20 protein-coding genes are annotated in these 20074 nt (G+C 55.4%); 6 read left to right on the forward strand and 14 right to left on the reverse strand.

The window, feature by feature from the left end:
* Positions 1–47: 47 nt before the first annotated feature.
* The 6 genes from ABIE64_RS16315 to ABIE64_RS16340 all read right to left on the reverse strand — a co-directional run bounded on the left by ABIE64_RS16315 (position 48) and on the right by ABIE64_RS16340 (position 5663).
* Positions 48–728, reverse strand: coding sequence for a response regulator transcription factor (locus ABIE64_RS16315; protein WP_341363201.1), 681 nt, complete (start codon positions 726–728; stop codon positions 48–50).
* Between the two features lie 75 nt (positions 729–803).
* Entirely contained in the window at positions 804–1397 is a 594-nt protein-coding gene (locus ABIE64_RS16320; RefSeq protein WP_354377970.1) for a nucleotidyltransferase family protein, read from the reverse strand.
* Positions 1394–2389 (reverse strand): XdhC family protein, encoded by a 996-nt coding sequence (locus ABIE64_RS16325; RefSeq protein WP_354377971.1) that lies wholly within the window; start codon positions 2387–2389, stop codon positions 1394–1396. The genes ABIE64_RS16320 and ABIE64_RS16325 overlap by 4 nt, the downstream gene beginning before the upstream one ends.
* 73 nt (positions 2390–2462) lie before the next feature.
* Positions 2463–4631 (reverse strand): xanthine dehydrogenase family protein molybdopterin-binding subunit, encoded by a 2169-nt coding sequence (locus tag ABIE64_RS16330; protein WP_354377972.1) that lies wholly within the window; start codon positions 4629–4631, stop codon positions 2463–2465.
* A gap of 3 nt (positions 4632–4634) precedes the next feature.
* Complete coding sequence (locus ABIE64_RS16335) at positions 4635–5096, reverse strand: (2Fe-2S)-binding protein (RefSeq protein WP_007088986.1); 462 nt, start codon at positions 5094–5096, stop codon at positions 4635–4637.
* 96 nt (positions 5097–5192) lie between these two features.
* Positions 5193–5663: an Lrp/AsnC family transcriptional regulator gene (locus ABIE64_RS16340; RefSeq protein ID WP_063095214.1), complete on the reverse strand. Its 471-nt coding sequence runs from the start codon at positions 5661–5663 to the stop codon at positions 5193–5195.
* 142 nt (positions 5664–5805) lie between these two features.
* Here ABIE64_RS16340 and hppD point away from each other — a divergent pair, with 142 nt between their 5' ends.
* A complete protein-coding gene (gene hppD / locus ABIE64_RS16345) occupies positions 5806–6918 on the forward strand; it encodes a 4-hydroxyphenylpyruvate dioxygenase (RefSeq protein ID WP_354377973.1) in 1113 nt (370 codons plus the stop codon).
* A gap of 65 nt (positions 6919–6983) precedes the next feature.
* On the opposite strand, the gene ABIE64_RS16350 is transcribed toward hppD, so the two are convergent.
* The 4 genes from ABIE64_RS16350 to ABIE64_RS16365 all read right to left on the reverse strand — a co-directional run bounded on the left by ABIE64_RS16350 (position 6984) and on the right by ABIE64_RS16365 (position 11540).
* Positions 6984–7436 carry a GNAT family N-acetyltransferase gene (locus tag ABIE64_RS16350; RefSeq protein WP_354377974.1) on the reverse strand — a complete coding sequence of 151 codons (453 nt, stop codon included), beginning with the start codon at positions 7434–7436 and terminating at the stop codon, positions 6984–6986.
* A gap of 1199 nt (positions 7437–8635) precedes the next feature.
* A complete protein-coding gene (locus ABIE64_RS16355; RefSeq protein ID WP_341363208.1) occupies positions 8636–9949 on the reverse strand; it encodes a TRAP transporter large permease in 1314 nt (437 codons plus the stop codon).
* A complete protein-coding gene (locus ABIE64_RS16360) occupies positions 9949–10416 on the reverse strand; it encodes a TRAP transporter small permease (protein ID WP_354377975.1) in 468 nt (155 codons plus the stop codon). The genes ABIE64_RS16355 and ABIE64_RS16360 overlap by 1 nt, the downstream gene beginning before the upstream one ends.
* Before the next feature lie 65 nt (positions 10417–10481).
* On the reverse strand, positions 10482–11540 hold the full coding sequence (locus ABIE64_RS16365) for a TRAP transporter substrate-binding protein (RefSeq protein WP_354377976.1): 1059 nt from the start codon (positions 11538–11540) through the stop codon (positions 10482–10484).
* Positions 11541–11747: 207 nt separating this feature from the next.
* On the opposite strand from ABIE64_RS16365, the gene ABIE64_RS16370 reads away from it, so the two are divergent.
* Complete coding sequence (locus ABIE64_RS16370) at positions 11748–12644, forward strand: IclR family transcriptional regulator (protein ID WP_354377977.1); 897 nt, start codon at positions 11748–11750, stop codon at positions 12642–12644.
* Here the strand turns inward: ABIE64_RS16370 and ABIE64_RS16375 are convergent.
* Positions 12601–13038, reverse strand: coding sequence for a MarR family winged helix-turn-helix transcriptional regulator (locus tag ABIE64_RS16375; protein ID WP_354377978.1), 438 nt, complete (start codon positions 13036–13038; stop codon positions 12601–12603). The genes ABIE64_RS16370 and ABIE64_RS16375 overlap by 44 nt on opposite strands.
* A gap of 79 nt (positions 13039–13117) precedes the next feature.
* On the opposite strand from ABIE64_RS16375, the gene hmgA reads away from it, so the two are divergent.
* The 3 genes from hmgA (at position 13118) to maiA (ending at position 16227) form a co-directional block, all read left to right on the forward strand.
* The gene (gene hmgA, locus ABIE64_RS16380) at positions 13118–14497 is read left to right on the forward strand and encodes a homogentisate 1,2-dioxygenase (protein ID WP_354377979.1); all 1380 of its coding nucleotides are present in this window, start codon (positions 13118–13120) and stop codon (positions 14495–14497) included.
* Positions 14498–14560: 63 nt separating this feature from the next.
* Entirely contained in the window at positions 14561–15580 is a 1020-nt protein-coding gene (locus tag ABIE64_RS16385; RefSeq protein ID WP_354377980.1) for a fumarylacetoacetate hydrolase family protein, read from the forward strand.
* Complete coding sequence (maiA, locus tag ABIE64_RS16390; protein ID WP_354377981.1) at positions 15577–16227, forward strand: maleylacetoacetate isomerase; 651 nt, start codon at positions 15577–15579, stop codon at positions 16225–16227. Before ABIE64_RS16385 ends, maiA begins: the two co-directional genes overlap by 4 nt.
* Here maiA and ABIE64_RS16395 read toward each other — a convergent pair.
* Complete coding sequence (locus ABIE64_RS16395) at positions 16224–16478, reverse strand: DUF1127 domain-containing protein (protein WP_354377982.1); 255 nt, start codon at positions 16476–16478, stop codon at positions 16224–16226. The genes maiA and ABIE64_RS16395 overlap by 4 nt on opposite strands.
* 213 nt (positions 16479–16691) lie before the next feature.
* Between ABIE64_RS16395 and ABIE64_RS16400 the strand changes: the two genes are divergently transcribed.
* Positions 16692–17129, forward strand: coding sequence for an Lrp/AsnC family transcriptional regulator (locus tag ABIE64_RS16400; protein WP_007088972.1), 438 nt, complete (start codon positions 16692–16694; stop codon positions 17127–17129).
* Positions 17130–17183: 54 nt separating this feature from the next.
* Here ABIE64_RS16400 and ABIE64_RS16405 read toward each other — a convergent pair whose 3' ends face one another.
* Together ABIE64_RS16405 and ABIE64_RS16410 are read right to left on the reverse strand one after the other, a co-directional pair.
* Positions 17184–18425, reverse strand: a complete 1242-nt coding sequence (locus tag ABIE64_RS16405) for a saccharopine dehydrogenase family protein (protein ID WP_354377983.1) — start codon at positions 18423–18425, stop codon at positions 17184–17186.
* 50 nt (positions 18426–18475) lie between these two features.
* Complete coding sequence (locus ABIE64_RS16410; RefSeq protein WP_354377984.1) at positions 18476–19573, reverse strand: carboxynorspermidine decarboxylase; 1098 nt, start codon at positions 19571–19573, stop codon at positions 18476–18478.
* Between the last annotated feature and the right edge of the window lie 501 nt (positions 19574–20074).

A 20074-nucleotide genomic window follows, 5' to 3' on the forward strand; every position in this document is an offset into this window, starting at 1 on the left:
AGCGGGAAAAGGTTTTCTGGATCGGTGCGCAGGAATGCATGTCTTTTTTACTCGCGAAGGGCCACGCCCTGGCCGGCAACTGTATGGATCAGGTTTTGATTGAATGGTTTGTCGATGCGCATCCGCAATTTGTAAAGATGCGTCTTGAGCGCATTGGTATCTGGCGGGTCTCCCTGCCACAGCGCCATCGACAGTCGTGATCGTGTCACAACATGCGGGCTGTTTTGCGCGAGAACTTCCAGAATGGTCCAGCTTGTTGGGGAAAGACTGATTGCCTGCCCGGATCGTGCGACCTGTCTGTTTTCGAAATCAACAATCAGATCGCCAAGTGAAAACCGCCGGATTTCACCACTGCGGCGGCGCGACAGGACCCGTGTGCGCATCAGAAGTTCTTCAAGGGCAAAGGGTTTGACCAGATAGTCATCGGCCCCGGCACTGAAACCTTCAAGCTTGTCAGACAGCGTATCGCGTGCCGTCAGCATCAGAACCGGCGTGTCGATCCCTTCGTTGCGCAATGCATTGCAGATGCTGATGCCATCGCGAAACGGCAGCATGATATCAAGTAATATCACATCATATTCGCCGGTAAGTGCGCGCTGAAAACCCGTTTCACCGTCAAAGGCATGATCGCATTCGATGCCTTCAATCGTCAGGTAGTCGCTGATTGTTCCGGCAATATCCATGTTGTCCTCGACCAGAAGGACCATGATGTTGGCGGTTGATTTCATAAATGCGCGGTTCCGGTTGCGGCGTTTTTCGCCAGATGCTGAAGATATCCAGATTGCCTTAAAATCGGTTGCAGGTCAGCTTGCTTCGAAAAGCTGGCTGGAAAACAGTTTCAGATCTTCCGGGGTATCGATATCGAATTCTGCATTCGGGATTGCAATCGCACTGATATTGTAACTGCTGTTATTAAGCACCTGTTGTGCACCGCGCGCGCCACCCATCATGGAAAGTTCCGGAAAATAGGCGGCCGGAAACAGTGCAGGAACGCCGTTCATTTCCTTATAGCGCGATGCAATGATGTGGCTTCCGTCAAAGGCATTCAGAAGTTTCTGATAGTCGCTGCCGGTTAAGCCGACCTGATCACCAAGGGCGATCAGAACACCGTCATACGTACCAGCCGCACAAATTCCGGCAATCCCGGCTGCAATCGACGATCCCATGCCGGATTGCCAGTTATCGTTGGTGATGGTTTTGGCACGATTGCCGATCACCGAGAGGATTTCATCGCGATAGGCACCCAGCACGACATAAAGATCATCTTCGAAGATCGGGCGAAGCTGATCAATTGCGTGTTCAAGCATCGGCTTGCCATCAATATCGGCAAGCTGTTTGCGTCCGCCAAATCGCGTGCTTTCACCCGCAGCAAGGATAAGAGCGGCGATTTTCATCATTCCGCTGCCTGTGCCAGGGCGGGTGCCGCATCAAATTTGTAAAGTGCCGCGTGAATGCCCGATAGCATCGAAAGTGCTATGCTTTCAGGCAGTTGTCCGCCGATATCAATTCCGGCGGGGCTTGCCACCGGGAAGGGAAGGGCAGGTTCGGCAAGGTCCGCACGTTCAAGAACGTCGGCGAAACGATGGCGCGGACCCAGCATAGAAATATGGCGCAATGGGCTGGATTTCAGAATCTGAAGCGCCTTGGCATCGATATCAATGCTGTGTGACATCAGGATTGCGGCATCAACACGATGTTGCGCAACATAATCAGCAAGAGTTGGATCGATCCGGCGCAGGATCGTGCTTGCCTTGGGGAAGTGTTCCAGGCGGGCATTTGCGGGGCGGGGATCAACCAATGTGGTTTTCCAACCCATTTCATGCGCGATGGAAACCACAGGCCGGGCATCCAGTCCGCCACCGACGATCAGGATATGCGGTTCGGGCACAATTGGTGTGACAAGCCAGTCACCATCAATGCGGTCCTCGACATAGGCGGAGCGCTGACCGGTGTGGTCGGCGCGTTTGAAATATCCGCGCGTGTCGCCGATTTTCTGGAAATACAGACCGCTTTGGCGAACCATTAACGCATAGCAAAGGTCCGAAAGTCCAAGGTCGTTTGCGCGGTCAAGCGGTTGCAGCATGATGAAGACCTTGCCGCCGCAGCCGACCCCAAGCCGGAAGGACAGATCGTCTTCGTCATTGCCGTCATAAACCAGCATGACCGTTTTGCCGGTAACCATGGCGCGCCTTGCATTGCGGATGATGTCGGCTTCAAGGCAGCCGCCGCTGAGCAGCCCGAATTGTTGCCCGTGCCCGTTGATCAGCATCATTGCCCCGGCCTTGCGATAGGCCGAACCCTCGGTGCGATAAACCGTACCCAGAACCCATTCGGTATCTGTTTTGCCTTCCTGCCAGGCGCGTAGCATGGCCGATAACTGGTTACTCATGATCTGCTCCCGCAAAAGGGACTGCCCGGGGAATGGGTGGGGGACCCGAAAGTGATCCCCCGGGCAGCATGCCTTACACGAAGTCGAAACCGGCTTTGGTCATCGGAAGATCCGTGATCCGTTTTCCGGTTTTGGCAAAAATGGCGTTGGCAACGGCCGGGGCGGTCGGGGGGACGCCCGGTTCACCAACGCCCGTAGGGGCATTGTTCGATTGAACAATCGCCACTTCGATAGCAGGCATTTCGGCATTTCGAAGCAGTTCATAGTCCGGGAAGTTGGACTGGTCGACTTCACCATCGGTCAGGGTGATTTCGTTGCGGAAGGCAGCACATAATGCATAGCCCGCACCACCTTCCATCTGTGCCCGGATGACATCGGGGTTAACAGCTACCCCGCATTCAACCGCCATGAACAGTTTGTTCACATGCACACTGGTGTCTTCGACCGTGACGTCGGCAACAACCGCAACGCAGGTATTGAACGAAATATGTGCGGCAAAACCGCGTGTGTCGCCCTTTTCCCATCCGGATATTTCGCGGACAAGCTTGATGGCGTCGATCATGCGGGCCTGATTGGCACCGGCCGGATCAAGCATCGCAAGGCGCATTTCGATCGGATCCTGCCCGGTTTCGGTGGCAAGCATATCCATCAGTGTTTCCATGACATATCCGGTGTGGGTATGTCCCACCGAACGCCACCACAATATGGGGGTCGGGGTCTGGAAGTCGCTTAACCCGATGCCATGATTGGGGATGGTATAAAGACTTTCGGTGACACCTTCGACCGAGGTCGGATCGATGCCATCTTGTACCATGCCTTCCATCGGACCGCCCTTCATGATGGATTTGACGGCCAGCCGGTGATCCCAGCCAACAATCTTGCCGTCGCTATCCAGACCGATTTTTGCGCGGTGTGCCGCCATCGGGCGGTAATAGCCACCGCGAATATCGTCTTCGCGGCTCCAGACCAGTTTGACCGGAACTTTGCGACCTGAAACGGCAAAGGCCATTGCGGCTTCGACATTATAGTCGGAGGCGCCGTTGGCACGACGACCGAACGAACCACCGGCATAAAGCGTTCTGATCTCTACCTGTGATGGTTCCAGCCCAAGGGCGGCTGCGACCATCGGCCGGGTCAGGGTCGGGAACTGGCAGCCATCATGGAGGCGAACGCCATTTTCGGTCGGCTCGATGATGCAGTTTTCCGGTTCCAGCGGGGCGTGAGCCAGGAACGGGAAGGTGAATTCTGCATCGATGGTTTTGGTGGCATTGGCCAGAAGCGGTTCAACGGATGCCAGCGGTACTTCATGGTTGGCGTCAAACTGCGGCGCATCAAGCAGTGCCTTATGATCGGCAATCATGGCATCCGTGCTGCGTGTTTCGGCCTGGCTGAAATCCCATTCAACCGACAGGGCATCACGCGCCTGAAAGGCCGACCAGGTGTTTTTGCCAAAGGCCACAACCCCCGCCTTGTTTGGCAGAACCTGTGCGGCAATAAAACCTGCAACGTCTTTGGCACTGCTGTCATCAAACGAAACGACGGTGCCGCCGAATTTTGGACTGCGCATGATCGCGGCATAGATCATGCCCGGCAGATTGACATCCATGGCAAACATTGCCGTGCCGTTGATTTTGCCGGAATTGTCCTTGCGGTGGAGTTTTTCGCTGCCGATCAGTTTGAACTGATCCGGGGTTTTGATGGTTGGCTTTTCAAGTGCTTCAAGGGTTGATGCAATCGCAACAAATTCCCCGAAATGGCCGGAATTGCCACCGGATTTCAGCACGCCGTTTTCAACGGTGATGCTGCTGGCATCGACACCCCAGCTTTGAGCCGCCGCACGGACCATAAGATCGCGCGCAGCAGCACCAGCTTCGCGGTATTGCATGAAGGAATTGGCGATGGAGGTTGAGCCGCCGGTTCCCTGCGCATGGAAAAACAAATTGGCATAACGTTCATTATCGGCAGGGGCGAAGGCAGTCTGAACCGTGTCCCAGTCAGCGTCGAGTTCCTCGGCCACCAGAGTGGTCAGGCCGGTTGTCGTGCCCTGGCCCATTTCGAAATGTTTGATAATGACGGTGACGGTGCCGTCGGTATCGATTTTGACAAACGGGTTAAGGTCGGTTGCCGCAGCCACACTGCCGCCCGAGGCAAGAGCACCTTTGGCATTGACGCCGACCAGTAGGGCAGCGGTACCGGCGGCTGATCCGATCATGAAGCCGCGACGTGATACATTGATTGTCATGACTTATGCCTCCAGCTTTTCAGACGCCAGTTTGATGGCTTCGTTGATCCGAACATAGGTCACACAACGACACGCATTGCCGTACATGTATTCCTTGATTTCGTCGTCGGTCGGTTTCGGGTTCTCAGTCAGAAGGCCGATGGCCGACATGATCTGGCCGGATTGGCACCAGCCACATTGCACAACGTCCTTTTCCTGCCATGCGGCCTGAACGGCTTGGGCGATTTTATCGGTTGCGCCTTCGATGGTGGTGATTTCGCTGTCGACAGCGTCTTCAATGAAAGTCTGGCAGGAACGGGTCGGGTACCCATCGATATGAACGGTGCACGCGCCGCAATAGGCAACGCCACATCCGAATTTGGTGCCGGTAAGTTCCAGACCGTCACGCAGAACCCATAATAGCGGGGTGCCGGGTTCTGCTTCGACGGTGCGGGATTCTCCGTTTATTTTCAGCTGATACTGCATGGCCGCCTCATCTCTCTCGATAAACTGTGATTTATCTTCGGATGAGTTGGGGTAACCGATGGGTAAACGCCCCTGAGGAGCGGCCTGCCATCGGGCTTATTGCGGATTGACGGCCAGTCCCTCAAAGTCCTTGAGCACGTTTAGCACAATCGAGGTTTTGACATGCTGCACGGAATCGTGGGGCAAAAGAACCTCGTTCACAAAATGCGAAAGGGCGGCAAGGTCTTTGGTTACGACCTTCAGGTGATAATCCATTTCCCCGGTCAGGGAATAGGCTTCCAGTACTTCGGGAAGGTCTGCGAGCAATTCGGCAAACCGTTTGGCATTGTCGCGATTATGGGTGGCCAGGGTTACGGAAATCACCACCATCAGGCCAAGACCCATTTTTTGCCGGTCAATGTCGGCGCGGTATCCGCGAATGAAACCTTCGGCTTCCAGTCGGGCGCGGCGGCGCGAGCATTGCGATGGCGATAATGCGATCCGTTCTGACAGATCATTATTGGTCAGGCGTCCGTCGCGCTGCAATTCGGCAAGCAGTTTCAGATCAAGTTTATCAAGTTGCGTCATTCATGCACCATTTTGATCATTGATGCATGATATGTGTATGAAATACCGAAAATCAATCGTGAATGCACGCACATTGCGGCCGATCTGGCGCAAGATAGGTCCATAACAAGAACCTTTCAAATTCCAGATCAAGGAGCCTTCGATGGGACCGTTTCCACATGATGCCCCCCGCGCAACGATCACGGCCGATAACCCGGCCGGAACCGATGGTTTTGAGTTTGTCGAGTTTGCCCATGAAGAAGCCGAAAAGCTTGAAACCCTGTTTACGCGCATGGGCTATACGCCGGTTGCCAGACACAAATCAAAAAACATCACCGTCTGGCGTCAGGGTGACATCAACTATATTCTGAATGCCGAGCCCGGTTCGCATGGGATGAAATTTGTTGAAAAGCATGGCCCCTGTGCGCCGTCGATGGCGTGGCGGGTGGTGGATGCCAAACATGCGTTTGATCATGCGGTTTCCAAGGGGGCGGAGCCGTATCTTGGCGATGACAAGACCCTTGATGTCCCGGCGATTGTCGGCATTGGCGGATCGATTTTGTATTTCATCGATGCTTATGGTGAAACCGGTTCGGCCTATGATGCGGAATTTGACTGGCTGGGCGAACGTGACCCGAAACCCGAAGGGGTCGGTTTCTACTATCTCGACCATCTGACGCATAATGTCTATCGCGGCAATATGGATAAATGGTGGGATTTCTATCGCGACCTGTTCAATTTCAAGCAGATCCACTTCTTTGATATTGCAGGTAAAATCACCGGTCTGGTCAGCCGCGCGATTACATCGCCGTGCGGCAAAATCCGTATTCCGTTAAACGAATCAACCGATGATAAAAGCCAGATCGAAGAATACCTCAAAAAATACAACGGCGAGGGCATCCAGCATATCGCGGTCGGGACGGATGGTATCTATGACGCCACCGACAGGCTTGCGGCCAATGACCTTAAATTCATGCCGGGTCCGCCCGATACCTATTACGAACAATCCCATGATCGCGTGCAGGGCCATGACGAGCCGATTGAGCGCATGAAAAAACACGGCATCCTGATCGATGGCGAGGGCGTTGTCGATGGTGGCATGACCAAAATCCTGTTGCAGATTTTCTCGAAAACCGTGATCGGCCCGATCTTCTTTGAATTCATCCAGCGCAAAGGCGATGAAGGCTTTGGCGAGGGCAATTTCCGCGCCCTGTTTGAAAGCATCGAAGAAGACCAGATCCGTCGCGGTGTCCTGAAAGTCGATGCGGCGGAATAATCGTTGGTGAGAGATATTTTGCAAGGGCCCGGATTGCGTGATCCGGGCTTTTGCGATCTTGCTGTTCAGGCAGACAGGTTCTTTTCAAAATAAACGCGATTGAACCCGTTTTCAGTACGCCGTCCTGTTTCGACATAACCAAGATGCGGATAGATCGATAAATTCGCAGTCATCTTTTCATTGGTATAAAGACGGATATGTGAGAACCCCTGCTGCCTTGCGCTTTCCTCGCAAAAGGCCATCAGTCGTTTACCAATCCCGCGCCCTTCTTGGTCGGGCGTAACCGCAATGTTTTCGAGCATCATGGTCGTATTGTTATCAGGGTAAAAAACAATGAAGCCGACAGCCTGGTCTTTGTCATCTGTTGCGACGTAAACATGCCCGGCCATAATCTGCGCGGCAAAATCGGCGGTCATGGGAGCCGGTTTGCGCCCGATGATGGCAACATATTGCTGATAAGCCGAAATGGCGCAGTTGCGGATAGCGGTTTCATCCCTCGGTCGGGCAGGGCGGATCATGTCGTTCCCAAATCAGTTGTGGCACCATGATTTTTTTATGATTGTGCAAGTAAATCAATGGGTTTGGGGTATGTCGGGAACTTTTTCCGGGTTTTTTAGAAAAAGTTCTTGATTTGTTCTTTTCCTTGTGGCATAAAGATAAAGTCAACAGGACAAATGGGTCCGGAGACAAACCCGCAAAGCGTGATTCGCTTTTGCGGGTTTTTTGCGTTTCGGGCGGCAAAAACAGGAATTGGATGATGATAGGGCAGCGATCTGACGCGATGACATGGCGGGGACGGTATCGCCGAAGGGACGTTAAAGGCGCATGGAAAAGTCATTACGGCGGTGGTGTGTTCGTGCCGTAAGGCCGCGGGAAATTTGCGAAAAACGGGTGTTTATCATGACGGGAGAAATGTGCCCTTGGGGCAAGGGCGTTTGTTCGGGGCAGCGAAAGCCGGGGCCAAGTTGGTTCGGTTCGGTTCAGTCCGGTCGGTGAAGTCTGGCGATACCGAGAATCAGCGGGCCCGAATTGCGCCCGGATTGGGTCGGCACGGGATCGGCTGGCCGGGGTGCCGGGGGCAGGCAGGATCGGTTGCCAGCGGGCCGATGGAGCGTTCGGAGATGCCGAAAGGCTGGTGATCGATGGCGGGATTTGTGCCAGCCATGCGACAACGCGGTTGCCCTTTGGGGGAGGTGCGTTTTCGGTGTTCATCGAAAGCCAGAGGTGTTTGTTTGGGGCAGCGGGGATTGGGGCGAGGCCGGTCTGGTGCAGCCCGGTTCCGTTCATCCCCGTCTCGTCCTCTCCGCTTCCGTCTAGCCCGCCCGGTCGGTAGCGTTTGGCAATGCCAGGGCAGCGGGCTTGGATTGGGGTGGTGTTGGATCGGCTTGGCTTGGCTTGGTTGACGGGGGGATTGCCAGTGGTGCCGGTGGAGCGTTTGGACATGCCGAAAAGCCACGGTTCTTTGGGGCCGGAAGGTTCGAGGCGAGGCCAGACTGGTCCCGTTCAGTTCCGTCCGGTTCGCCGGTCGGTGGTGATTGGCGACGCCGAGGGGCATCGGACTTGTTTGGCGGCAGGCCGATTGTGCGTTCGGGCATGCCGGGAGGTCGGTCATCGATGGCGGGGTGTGTGTCCTGCCATCGATGATGCTGCTGCCCTTGTCCGGGGTTGGGGCGGGTTTCCGGCATGGGTCGAAAACGGTTACACCGGGGCCTGATCGCTAGTAGGCGCCAAACCCCAGAAGATGCGGCAGCCACAGGACCAGACCGGGGATGGCGACCATCAGGATGACGCGGATGAAATCGGCGGCGAGGAAGGGCAGGATGCCACGGGACAGGGTGGTGATGGTCATGTCGGATGACACGCCCTGAATGATGAAGAGGTTCATGCCAATCGGGGGCGTGATCAGGCCGATTTCAACGACCGATACCAGAACAACCCCGAACCAGATCGGATCATAACCAACCCCGGTGATCACGCCATATGCCGGAACCACGGTGAGGAGGATCATGGAAAGGCTGTCCATGAAGCATCCGAGCACGACATAAAACACCAGAAGGGCGATTAGCACGACAAGCGGCGAATAGCCCTGTGTCGTGATCCAGTCGACGAGGGTTTGGGTCAGGCCGCTGGTTTCGATGAAGAAGTTGAACAGCGCCGCCCCGATCAGGATCAGGAAAATCATCCCGGTCATGCCGGCGGTTTCGCGAATGCCGGTGCGTAAAACCGTCCAGTTCAGGCGTTTGCGCAGGAACGCGAACAGCAGGGCGCCACCGGCACCAACCGCCGCGGCTTCTGTGGGGGAAAACAGGCCGGCATAAATCCCGCCGATCACCAGAACGATCAAGACGATGGCATCCCACATGCGCAGCAAGGCGCCCCAACGTTGAGACCAGGGGACATAGTCACTGACCGGGGCGAGGGAAGGATTTCGCATGACCTGAATGCGGATGGAGACGATGTAAAGCACGGTTGCCAGAAGGCCCGGGATCATCGCACCGGCAAACAGCGCACCGATGGATTGTTCGGTCATCAGCGCGTAAATCACCAGCAGGATCGATGGCGGGATCAGAACGCCAAGGGTGCCGCCCGCAGCAATCGATGCCCCGGCGAGGCTTTTGGCATAGCCGCGTTCGCGCATTTCAGGAAGGGCGACGCGGCCCATGGTCGCACAGGTCGCAAGGGACGATCCGCAAATTGCGCCAAATACCGCGCTGGCCCCGATGCTGGATGCTGCCAGGCCGCCCGGACGATGGCCGGAAAATGCGGTGATGCCGCGAAACAGATTGTTTGATAGCCCGGAATGGGAGGCAAACACGCCCATGAAAATGAAGAGCGGCACCACCGAAAGGCCATAGGGGAATATCGCCTCGAACGGGAGGCTTGCCATGACGTAGCTTGCCGACATCCAGTCGGTCAGAAGCAGGGTGCCGATGATGCCGACAAGTGCCATTGCGACCGCGACCGGTACGCGCAAAAGGGCCAGTGCGAGTGCGGCCACAAACCCGATCAATCCCGCCCATTCCGTCGCCATCAGTTCTTCTCGTCCGTTAAAAGCAGTTTTAGAAATTGCACAAGACACACCAGTGTCGAGATCGCCATGCCGGTCAGAAGGAAGGCCCAGAACAGGATCATCGGGATCGCAAGGTTTTGCGATACATCCCCATAGGTCCATTGTTCCATCGCGCGGCCCCATGACAGATAAAGCAGGAAGGCCATCAGCCCGGCGCATAAAAGCGGGATCAATCGATCAATGGTTTTAAACAGGATGCGAAGGCGGTTCTTGCCGATCAGATCAACGGTGACATGGGCATGCGCGCTAAAGGCATAGGGGATGGCCCATGAGGCGGCGGCCATAACGCAAAACTGTGTGAGGTCAACCGCCCCCACCAGCGATTGCCCGCCAATGCGCCGCCAGATGATATCGACAACCACAATGGCAATCGCCCCGATCAAGGCCGCCATGCCGACAAAGGCCAGCATATCGGTCAGCCGGTTCATCAAGTGATCCATTTGGTGAACCGCGGCATAAAGCCGCGATCCACCGGATTTTTCAGCCCGTTGCGTCATTTGTCGCCAGCGTGATATTTGGCATCAAATTCCGCGATCAGAGCTTGCGCGCGTTTATAGATGGCGTCGGGGTCGGAGACGCCCTTTTCCTTCAGCCCGGCCAGGTATTCCTGGATCATCGGCTGGGATGCTTCCTGCCATTTGGCACGGGTGGCGTCATCGATCGTGATGATTTCATTGCCGTGCTGCTGCGCATTGGCCTTGCCAACGGCTTCCCATTTGGTCCACCAGTCGCCAAATTTGCCGACAAGGACATCGCCGGAAATTTCGTCGATGGCGGCACGGACATCATCGGGCAGGCTGTCATATTTCTTCTGGTTCATCACGAAATAGAAGCCGGCGGTATAGGCCGCGGCATCGGTGTGATATTTCAGAAGTTCGTTGGCCTTGACCGCGTTGACCAGATCCCAGGTGGCAACCAGACCTTCGATATTGCCCTTTTGCAGGTTTTCATAGATTGCCGAAGGCGGCAGGCCGACCGGGGATGCGCCAAAGGATTCCAGCATCGCCGAAATCGCCGGGCTTGGTGTTCTGAGGCGAAGGCCCTTGAGATCGTCAAGGGTGCGAACCGGGTTATCAAGGGTGTGGATCAGACCGCCCGGGTGGGTGAACAGGCCGAGCACCTTGAAATCGTTATAATCGGTGCCAAGCAGGCCTTCCTTGTAAAGCGTCCAGAGGGTTTCAGACCCGGAATCGGCATATTTCACCAGAAATGGCAGTTCAATGATCGAGGCCGCCGGATAGCGGTCACGCGGAATGCCGTTCAGGCCGACGGCCATATCCATGACACCTGCGCGGACCTGATCGGCCTGACGGTCGATTTTGCCAAAGGCGGATGTCGCGTCATAAATTTCGACGTCGACCTTGCCGTTGGTTTTTTCCGACAGTTCCTTGCCCCAGCTTTCGAGGAAGTCTTTCTGGAAGCCGTGGCTTGGCGGCAGATAGTGGCTGGCCTTCAGCGTGATGTCGGCGGCCTGCGCCATGCCCGCGCTGGCAAGGATCGTTGCCCCGGCCAGAAGCCCAAGCAATGTGTTGCGAAGTTTCATCGGTTTCATGTTCCTCTCCCTGTTTTTTTGATCGTGTGTTTGTTCGGGCTTTTGATCGGGCGGGTGCCAAGGGCGCATCGGTTGCTGATGGGTTTTCCGCGTCCTGATCATCGGTATCTGATCTGTTGTGGTCTGTATGGAATGCTGTTTTTTCTTTGAATTGGAATTATGATATATATAATCAATTACGCAATATGAAATTTATGCAGGTAAATTTTGACCAAAGCCCCATCGAAAAACATCCCGGTTGCCGATACCGAAATCGACATTGCTGACGCGGTTGATGCGGCCGATACGCGCAAGGGCATTCAGTCGGTCGAGGTCAGCGGCGTGATCATTGCCGCATTGTGTGATTTCAAATTCCCGGTGCCGTTAAAGGATCTGGCTGCGGCGGTTGATATGCCGCCGGCAAAGGTTCATCGCTATCTGGCGAGTCTGGTTCGGATCGGTCTTGCCTGGCAGGATGATCTGACCGGGCTTTACGGGCTGGGTCCGATGGCGTTGCGGATGGGTATTTCGGCGATTGAACGCAATGATGTGGTGATGCGGGCCGGAAGGCTTTTGCGCAATCTGGCGATTGATTTGCGGTCGTCCGGGCATCTGGCGATCTGGGGCGAACGCGGGCCGGTCCTGATCCGGACGGAACATGGCGGGCCGCCGATCATATCGACCATGGGGCTTGGCACGGTGATGCCGTTATTGCGGTCCGCGACCGGGCAGGCGTTTTTATCGACCATGCCGCGTGGGGCGATTGAGCATGTGATCCGGGCCGAACAGGATATCCTGCATTGGGATGATGCGACGGTGAACCGATTGATTGCCGCGACACGCGAACGCGGTGCGGCGGTGATCGAGGGTGATATCGTGCCGGGTTTATCGGCGATCAGTGCGCCGGTCTATAATCTGGACGGGGCGGTGGCGTGTTGCGTGACCCTGATGAACCCGAAGGCCAATTATTTTCAGCCGGGGCAACCGGCCTTTGACGTGTTTTTACGCGCGATTGCCGATTTCACCCAGAGCTGGGGCGGGAAGCCGCGCGATGAGGCCGAGGACATTCAAACAGAAATTATCAAAGATCATTCAGCTTTGTCAGGAGGTCGGAAAGACGTTTGAAATCCGCATCGCCCAGAAAATCGCGGACCTTTTTGTCATAGGCAATGCCTGCTTCGCACAGCGACTGAAAGGCCGATTGGCCCTGCGAGGTCAGTTCAAGGCGATGAACGCGACGATCATTTTCGTTCTGGACGCGTCGGAGCCAGCGGCGTTGTTCGATGGAAAAAACGGCACGGGATACCTTGGTTTTGTGAAGCCCCGTATGGGTGACGATTTCGGTCGCGGTAAGCGCGCCATATTGCCCAAGGGTTGCCAGAACCCGCCATTCGGATCGCGTCATCCGGTATCGGTCGCGATAGATGTCGCGAAAGCCAAGACTGACCTTTTCGCTGGCGTGGTGCATCAGGAATGGCAGAAAGCGGTGCAGATCGAATTCGGATTTCGCGGATTTCATGGCTTCAAAAGGCTGTTTGATAGTTACAAAAATTACAGTTACGGATGTAACTATATCGAAGATTGGTAGGAAAAAGGCAATGACGGATCACAACGTTACCAATGGAACCGCCGGAAATGCTGCAAACGGCGTTGCGAACGATCTGCGTTACATGCCCGGTTTTGGCAATGATTTCGAAACCGAAAGTCTGCCCGGTGCCTTGCCGCAGGGGCAGAACAGTCCGCAGAAATGTGCCTATGGCCTTTATGCCGAACAGCTTTCGGGCTCGCCCTTTACCGCGCCGCGTGGCACCAATGAACGGTCGTGGCTGTATCGGATGCGGCCCAGTGTGCGCCATAACGGGCGGTTCAAACCCTTTGCCCTGCCGGAATGGAAAACCGCCCCATGTGTGAATGACCATAGCCTTGCGCTTGGTCAGTTGCGCTGGGACCCGGTGCCGATGCCAAGCAAACCCACCGATTTCATTTCCGGTATGCGCACCGTGACCACGGCCGGGGACGCCATGACCCAGACCGGCATGGCAAGCCACGTATATGTGTGCAACACCGATATGGTGGATGACTATTTTTTCAATGCGGATGGCGAATTGCTGGTGGTGCCCGAAAGCGGCACGCTTCGGATTTTTACCGAACTTGGCATCATGGATGTCGAACCGCTTGAAATCGCATTGATCCCACGTGGCATGATGTTCAAGGTGTCGATCCTGACGCCGGGGATTGATGGTGGTGCGCGCGGCTATGTCTGCGAAAATTACGGGGCGAAATTCACCCTGCCGGAACGCGGGCCGATCGGGGCCAACTGCCTTGCCAATCCGCGTGATTTCAAAACGCCTGTGGCGGCCTATGAGGATAAGGAAACACCGTGCCGTATCCTGATCAAATGGTGCGGGCAGTTTCATGAAACCGGGATCGGGCATTCGCCACTGGATGTTGTGGCGTGGCATGGCAATTACACGCCGTTCAAATATGATCTTCGGACATTTTCGCCGGTGGGTGCGATCCTGTTTGATCATCCCGATCCGTCGATCTTTACCGTGCTAACCGCCCCATCGGGCGAGGCGGGGACGGCCAATATCGATTTTGTCATCTTCCCGCCGCGCTGGATGGTGGCGGAGCATACCTTCCGCCCGCCATGGTATCACCGCAATATCATGTCGGAATTCATGGGGCTGATTTGCGGGCAATATGATGCCAAGGAAAAGGGTTTCGTTCCCGGTGGCATGAGCCTGCATAACATGATGCTGGCCCATGGGCCCGATGCATTCGGGTTTGAAAAGGCATCAAACGGGGAGCTTGGCCCGCAGAAGCTTGAGGGCACGATGGCCTTCATGTTTGAAACCCGTTTTCCGCAGCAATTGACGAAATTTGCCGCCGAACTTGAAACGCTTCAGGATGATTATCTTGATTGCTGGGACGGGCTGGAGCGCAAATTTGATGGCACGCCGGAAGGTCGCCCGTAAACGGCGACCGGTAAAAAGAACATCACAGGACTTAACGACAGGAATGCCGGAGGCATAAAACCGATGAAACTCGCAACCCTTAAAAACGGCACCCGTGACGGCCAGCTTGTTCTGGTGACCAAAGACCTTGGCGAATATGTCGATGCCAGTGCGATTGCGCCGACATTGCAGGCAGCGCTTGATAACTGGGACGATGTTGCGCCGCGCTTGCGCGAACTGGCCGATGAAATCGCCGCCGGATCGACGATTGCCAAACGTTTCGCGCTTGATGAAGCCAAGCTGCATTCGCCGTTGCCACGTGCGTTTCAGTGGGCGGATGGGTCGGCCTATGTCAACCATGTTGAGCTGGTGCGCAAGGCGCGCGGTGCGGAAATGCCCGACACCTTCTGGACCGATCCGCTGATGTATCAGGGCGGTTCGGACAGTTTCCTGGGGCCGCGTGATGATATCGCCATGGCCGATACGGCCTGGGGCATTGATATGGAAGGCGAGATTGCCGTCATCACGGGTGACGTGCCGATGGGTGCATCGATTGATCAGGCGCGCGATGCGATCCGTTTGATCATGCTGGTTAATGATGTGTCGTTGCGGGGTCTGATCCCCGGTGAACTTGCCAAGGGGTTTGGCTTTTTCCAGTCCAAGCCGTCCTCGGCCTTTTCGCCGGTGGCGGTGACGCCCGATGAACTTGGCGATGCGTGGGATGGTGGCAAGGTTCACCTGCCGCTTTGCGTTGATCTGAACGGCAAGCCATTTGGCCGGGCCAATGCCGGGGTCGATATGACCTTTGATTTTGCCCAACTGATTGCGCATGCCGCGAAAACCCGCCCGCTTTGTGCCGGATCGATCATCGGGTCGGGCACGGTTTCGAACAAGCTTGACGGTGGGCCGGGCAAGCCGGTGGCGCAGGGCGGGGCGGGATATTCCTGCATTGCCGAAATCCGCATGATCGAAACCATTGAAAACGGCAAACCGGAAACCCCGTTCATGCAGTTTGGTGATCAGGTCCGGATCGAGATGCGCGATGCCAATGGTCAGTCGATCTTTGGCGCGATTGACCAGAGCGTTGTGAAGTACGAACCATGAGCGACGTCATCCTGTATGATTATTGGCGGTCTTCGGCCAGCTATCGGGTCAGGATTGCGCTTTCGCTGATGGATATGGCGTATCAGACCGTTGCGATTGACCTTGTGGCGGGGGCGCATAAAGCGCCTGATTTCCGCAAGCGTAATCCGCAGGGATTGGTGCCCGCCCTTGAGATCGACGGGTTGGTGCTGACCCAGTCACTTGCAATCATCGAATATCTTGATGAAACCCGAAAGGATGCGGGGTTCCTGCCGAAGGATGCGGTCGGGCGGCAGCGGGTGCGCGCACTTTCGCATGCGATTGCGATGGATATTCACCCAGTCTGTAATCTGGGTGTTGTCGGCAATGTCATGAAACAGGCCGAGGCCCATGGCGAGGACCCGGCCAAGGTGCGGCTGGCATGGATGGGGAAATATATCGGCGCGGGGCTTGAAGCGTTTGAGCGGCTTCTGGATCATCCGGGCACAGGCAGCTTTTGCCATGGGGATCAGCCTTCGATGGCCGATATCTGTCTGATCCCGCAGATTTATAATGCGCGGCGGTGGGAGGTTGATTTAAGCCACCTTCCGATGGTCAACCAGATTGCCGAGCGGTGCCTTGCGATGGACGCGTTTGCGCGCGCCCATCCTGATCTTTGTCCGCGTTAATTGCTGCTGGCCGGTTTGCCGGTCTGGCAGGCCTGTTCAATAGCGCTGCGGTCAAGTCCGATATCGCGCAGCATGAAATCGGGATAGTCGCGCAACAATGCGGCATCGCGGGCGATCTTGCGGCGGTGCGCAACCGTCTGAACGGAAAGGACGAGCCAGCGCCAGACAAATGTGCCGAACGACGCGTGCGCGGTCGGCCCGGCATGGGGGGCGGTGGCGACGAGGGAGTTTGTCGTGATCTGTGCTGGCATGATGCTGGCTCGCTAGTTTGCTTTTGCTAATGAGTTCGAGATCGGTTTCGAACACAGGTAAAAATTAGCCTGCCTTGCGCGAGTTCGGTACGCAAAGATCGCAAAAGCGTGCGAAATTTCCGCAAATTTTACGTAAAAACGATTTTTCTTATCGGCCCGGTTCGGTCATTGTTTCGGGCGTATTGAGAGCCATGGGTTTGGGGCAGGGGCATTTTGACCGAACTTGATAAATTCGACTATCGCCTGCTGGAACTGTTGCAGCAGAACAGTCGCCTGACGGGAAATGAATTGTCGGCACAGGTGGGATTGTCATCGGCGGCGTGTCTTCGCCGGGTGCAGCGTTTGCGCGAAAGCGGCGTGATCGAACGCGACGTTGCGATTGTGTCGCCCAAGGTGTTTGGCAAACGGATGATGATCATTGTTTTGCTGACCATGGATCGTGACCGGCCGGATCGCTATATGCTGATGCGCGAGGAATTCGGCAAAATGCCCGAAGTCGTGCAATGCCATCACGTGACCGGGGCACATGATTTTGTCCTGCGCATTCAGGTCGCCGATATGGATGAATATAGCGCGTTCGTGGATCGGGTTTTTCATCAGCCCTATATCAAGCGCTATGAGAGCCTCGCGGTTCTGGGGTCGCTTAAATAAAAACGGCGGGCATCAAAGCCCGCCGTTCGTATTTTGGATCATCAGGATTATGGCTTAGGCGAAATCAAGCGCCCGGTCGCCATTGGTATCCTTGATGCGGGTCGGGAGACCCATGTGGTTGAGCAGGTTCAGGAACGGTTTGGATGGCAGTTCTTCGACATTTGCCATCTTTTTCACATCCCATTCGCCGGTTGCGATCAGCATGGCGGCTGCGACGGGCGGAACGCCAGCGGTATAGGAAATGCCCTGGCTTCCGACTTCCTCGTACGCGTCCTTGTGGTCAGCAACGTTATAGATCAGGACTTCGGTTTCCTTGCCGTCCTTGCGGCCCTTGACCAGATCGCCGATGCAGGTTTTGCCGGTATAGTCGGGGGCCAGCGAGCTTGGATCGGGCAGGCAGGCCTTGACGACCTTGAGCGGCACGACTTCGAGGCCCTCGGCCGTCGTGACCGGCTTTTCCGAGAGCAGGCCGATATTGTTCAGGACCGTGAAGACATTGACGTAATGATCGCCAAAGCCCATCCAGAAACGGACATTGGGGACGTCCAGATTCTGTGAGAGGGAATGGACTTCGTCATGGCCGGTCATGAAGGTCTGGCTTTCGCCGACAACCGGCATGTCCCAGATTTTCTTGACCTCGAACATCCTGTTTTCCTGCCAGGCGTTGTTCTGCCAGGAATAGACCGTGCCGGTGAATTCGCGGAAATTGATTTCCGGGTCGAAATTGGTGGCAAAATATTTGCCGTGGCTGCCGGCATTGATGTCGATGATGTCAATCGAGTCAATCTTGTCGAAGTAATCCTCGACCGCGAGTTTGGCATAGGCATTGACCACGCCCGGATCAAAACCGACGCCCAGGATCGCGGTGACACCGGCCTTTTTGCATTCTTCACGGCGTTTCCACTCGTAATTTGCGTACCAGGGCGGGGTTTCGCAGATCTTGTCCTGTTCTTCATGGATGGCGGTATCAAGATAGGCAACGCCCGCCTTGATGCAGGCCGACATGACCGGCATGTTGATGAAGGCGGAACCGACATTGATGACGATTTCGCAGCCGGTTTTTTTGATCAATGCGACGGTGGCATCGATATCGGTTGCGTCAAGCGCATGACCTTCGAGCGTGCCGGCATTCTTCAGGTTTTTCTTTTCATGAATGCTGTCGATGATTTTCTGGCATTTTTCCGCAGTACGCGACGCAATATGGATATCGCCAAGCACATCATTATGCTGTGCACATTTATGCGCGACGACCTGTGCGACGCCACCTGCGCCGATAATCAGAACATTCTTCTTCATTTCGGGCCAAAAACTCCCTTTTTCGAATAGATGAAACCCAAAGCGCCTTTTTACGAAAGGCTCGAAACATAATCATCGAAGGTGAATTCGCGTATAACGCGTTCGCTACCGTCGAGTTCCTTGATCACGATGGACGGCATGCCGACACCGTTGAACCAGTTCTTTTTGACCATGGTGTAACCGGCGGCATCCTGAATGGAAATGCGGTCGCCGACCCTGATCTCGTTTTCGAAATTGAATTCGCCAAAAACGTCACCGGCAAGGCAGGATTTGCCGCAGATCATATAGGTATGATCGCCTGTGTTCGGCTCGATCTTGGCGGTTTCGCGATAGATCAGAAGATCGAGCATGTGGGCTTCGATCGAGCTATCGACAATCGCAAGGTTTTTGCCGTTAAACAGCGTATCAAGCACGGTGACCTCAAGGGTGGTGCTTTTGGTGATCGAGGCCTCGCCCGGTTCGAGATAAACCTGAACGCCGTATTTTTGCGAGAAGGCCTTGAGCCGGGCGCAGAATTTATCAAGCGGGTAATTGTCACCGGTGAAGTGAATGCCGCCGCCGAGGCTGACCCATTCGACACGCGACAGAAGCGAGCCGAACTTGGTTTCGATATCGCCCAGCATTTTGTCGAACAGATCGAAATCGGCGTTTTCACAGTTATTGTGGATCATGAAGCCGGAAATGCGGTCCATGACGGCCTCGACCTTGGTGACGTCCCATTCGCCAAGGCGCGAAAACGGGCGGGCCGGATCGGCCAGATCGAAGCTGGAACTTGAAACCTGCGGGTTCAGGCGAAGGCCGCGCACGATGCCCGATGCAGCATCGGCAAAGCGGTTAAGCTGGCTGATGGAATTGAAGATGATCTTGTCGGCATTTTCGATGACTTCGTCGATTTCGGAATCGGCATAGGCCACACTATAGGCATGGGTTTCCTTGCCGAATTTTTTGCGGCCCAGTTTGACTTCGTGCAGCGACGAGGACGTCGTGCCATCCATATAGTCCGACATGAAATCGAAGACCGACCAGGTTGCAAAGCATTTTAGTGCCAGCAACGCCTTTGCGCCGGAATGTTCGCGCACATAGGCGATCTTTTCCATGTTGCGCAGCAGTTTCGATTTATCGATCAGATAATAAGGCGTATGCGGCATCGTATTCTGGTTCCTCGACCGAAGGCCCTGTTTTCAGGGACCGAAAAGACAACACGGAAAACGTCCGTCGACCGGCAAACATTCCCCGCAAGGTTCGGCATTCAAGCCCGGTTTGCGCCAACGAATTTCATACCATCGATGCGAAGGCGTTCTGTGCCTGTATCGCATGCGCCGCGACCCAATAGCAGCGGCGCGCACATGGGTCAACAGTATGACCGCATTGTATGATCGCATGGCCTGTTGATCGGCGCGGTTGGCGGGGCGTTTAAAGCAGGGTTTGCGGCATTAACCATCTGATTTCATAGGGAAACAGGCAGCGATCACATGCAGGTTTCCGTTTCGTGAAACTTGGCGCGGTCCGGCGGGGCTTTGCGCATGTCCGATTTCCGACAATATCACCAAATCGCGGATTTTGCATGGTAGGGGGGCAAAAAGCCCTAACGGGATTTTGGCGATTGCTTTTTTGTACCGATTGGAACATAGTTTACCAATTGGTACAAA

The organism is Thalassospira sp. MBR-102 (assembly GCF_040549275.1).
In the GTDB taxonomy this organism is placed as follows: Bacteria; Pseudomonadota; Alphaproteobacteria; order Rhodospirillales; family Thalassospiraceae; genus Thalassospira; species Thalassospira xiamenensis.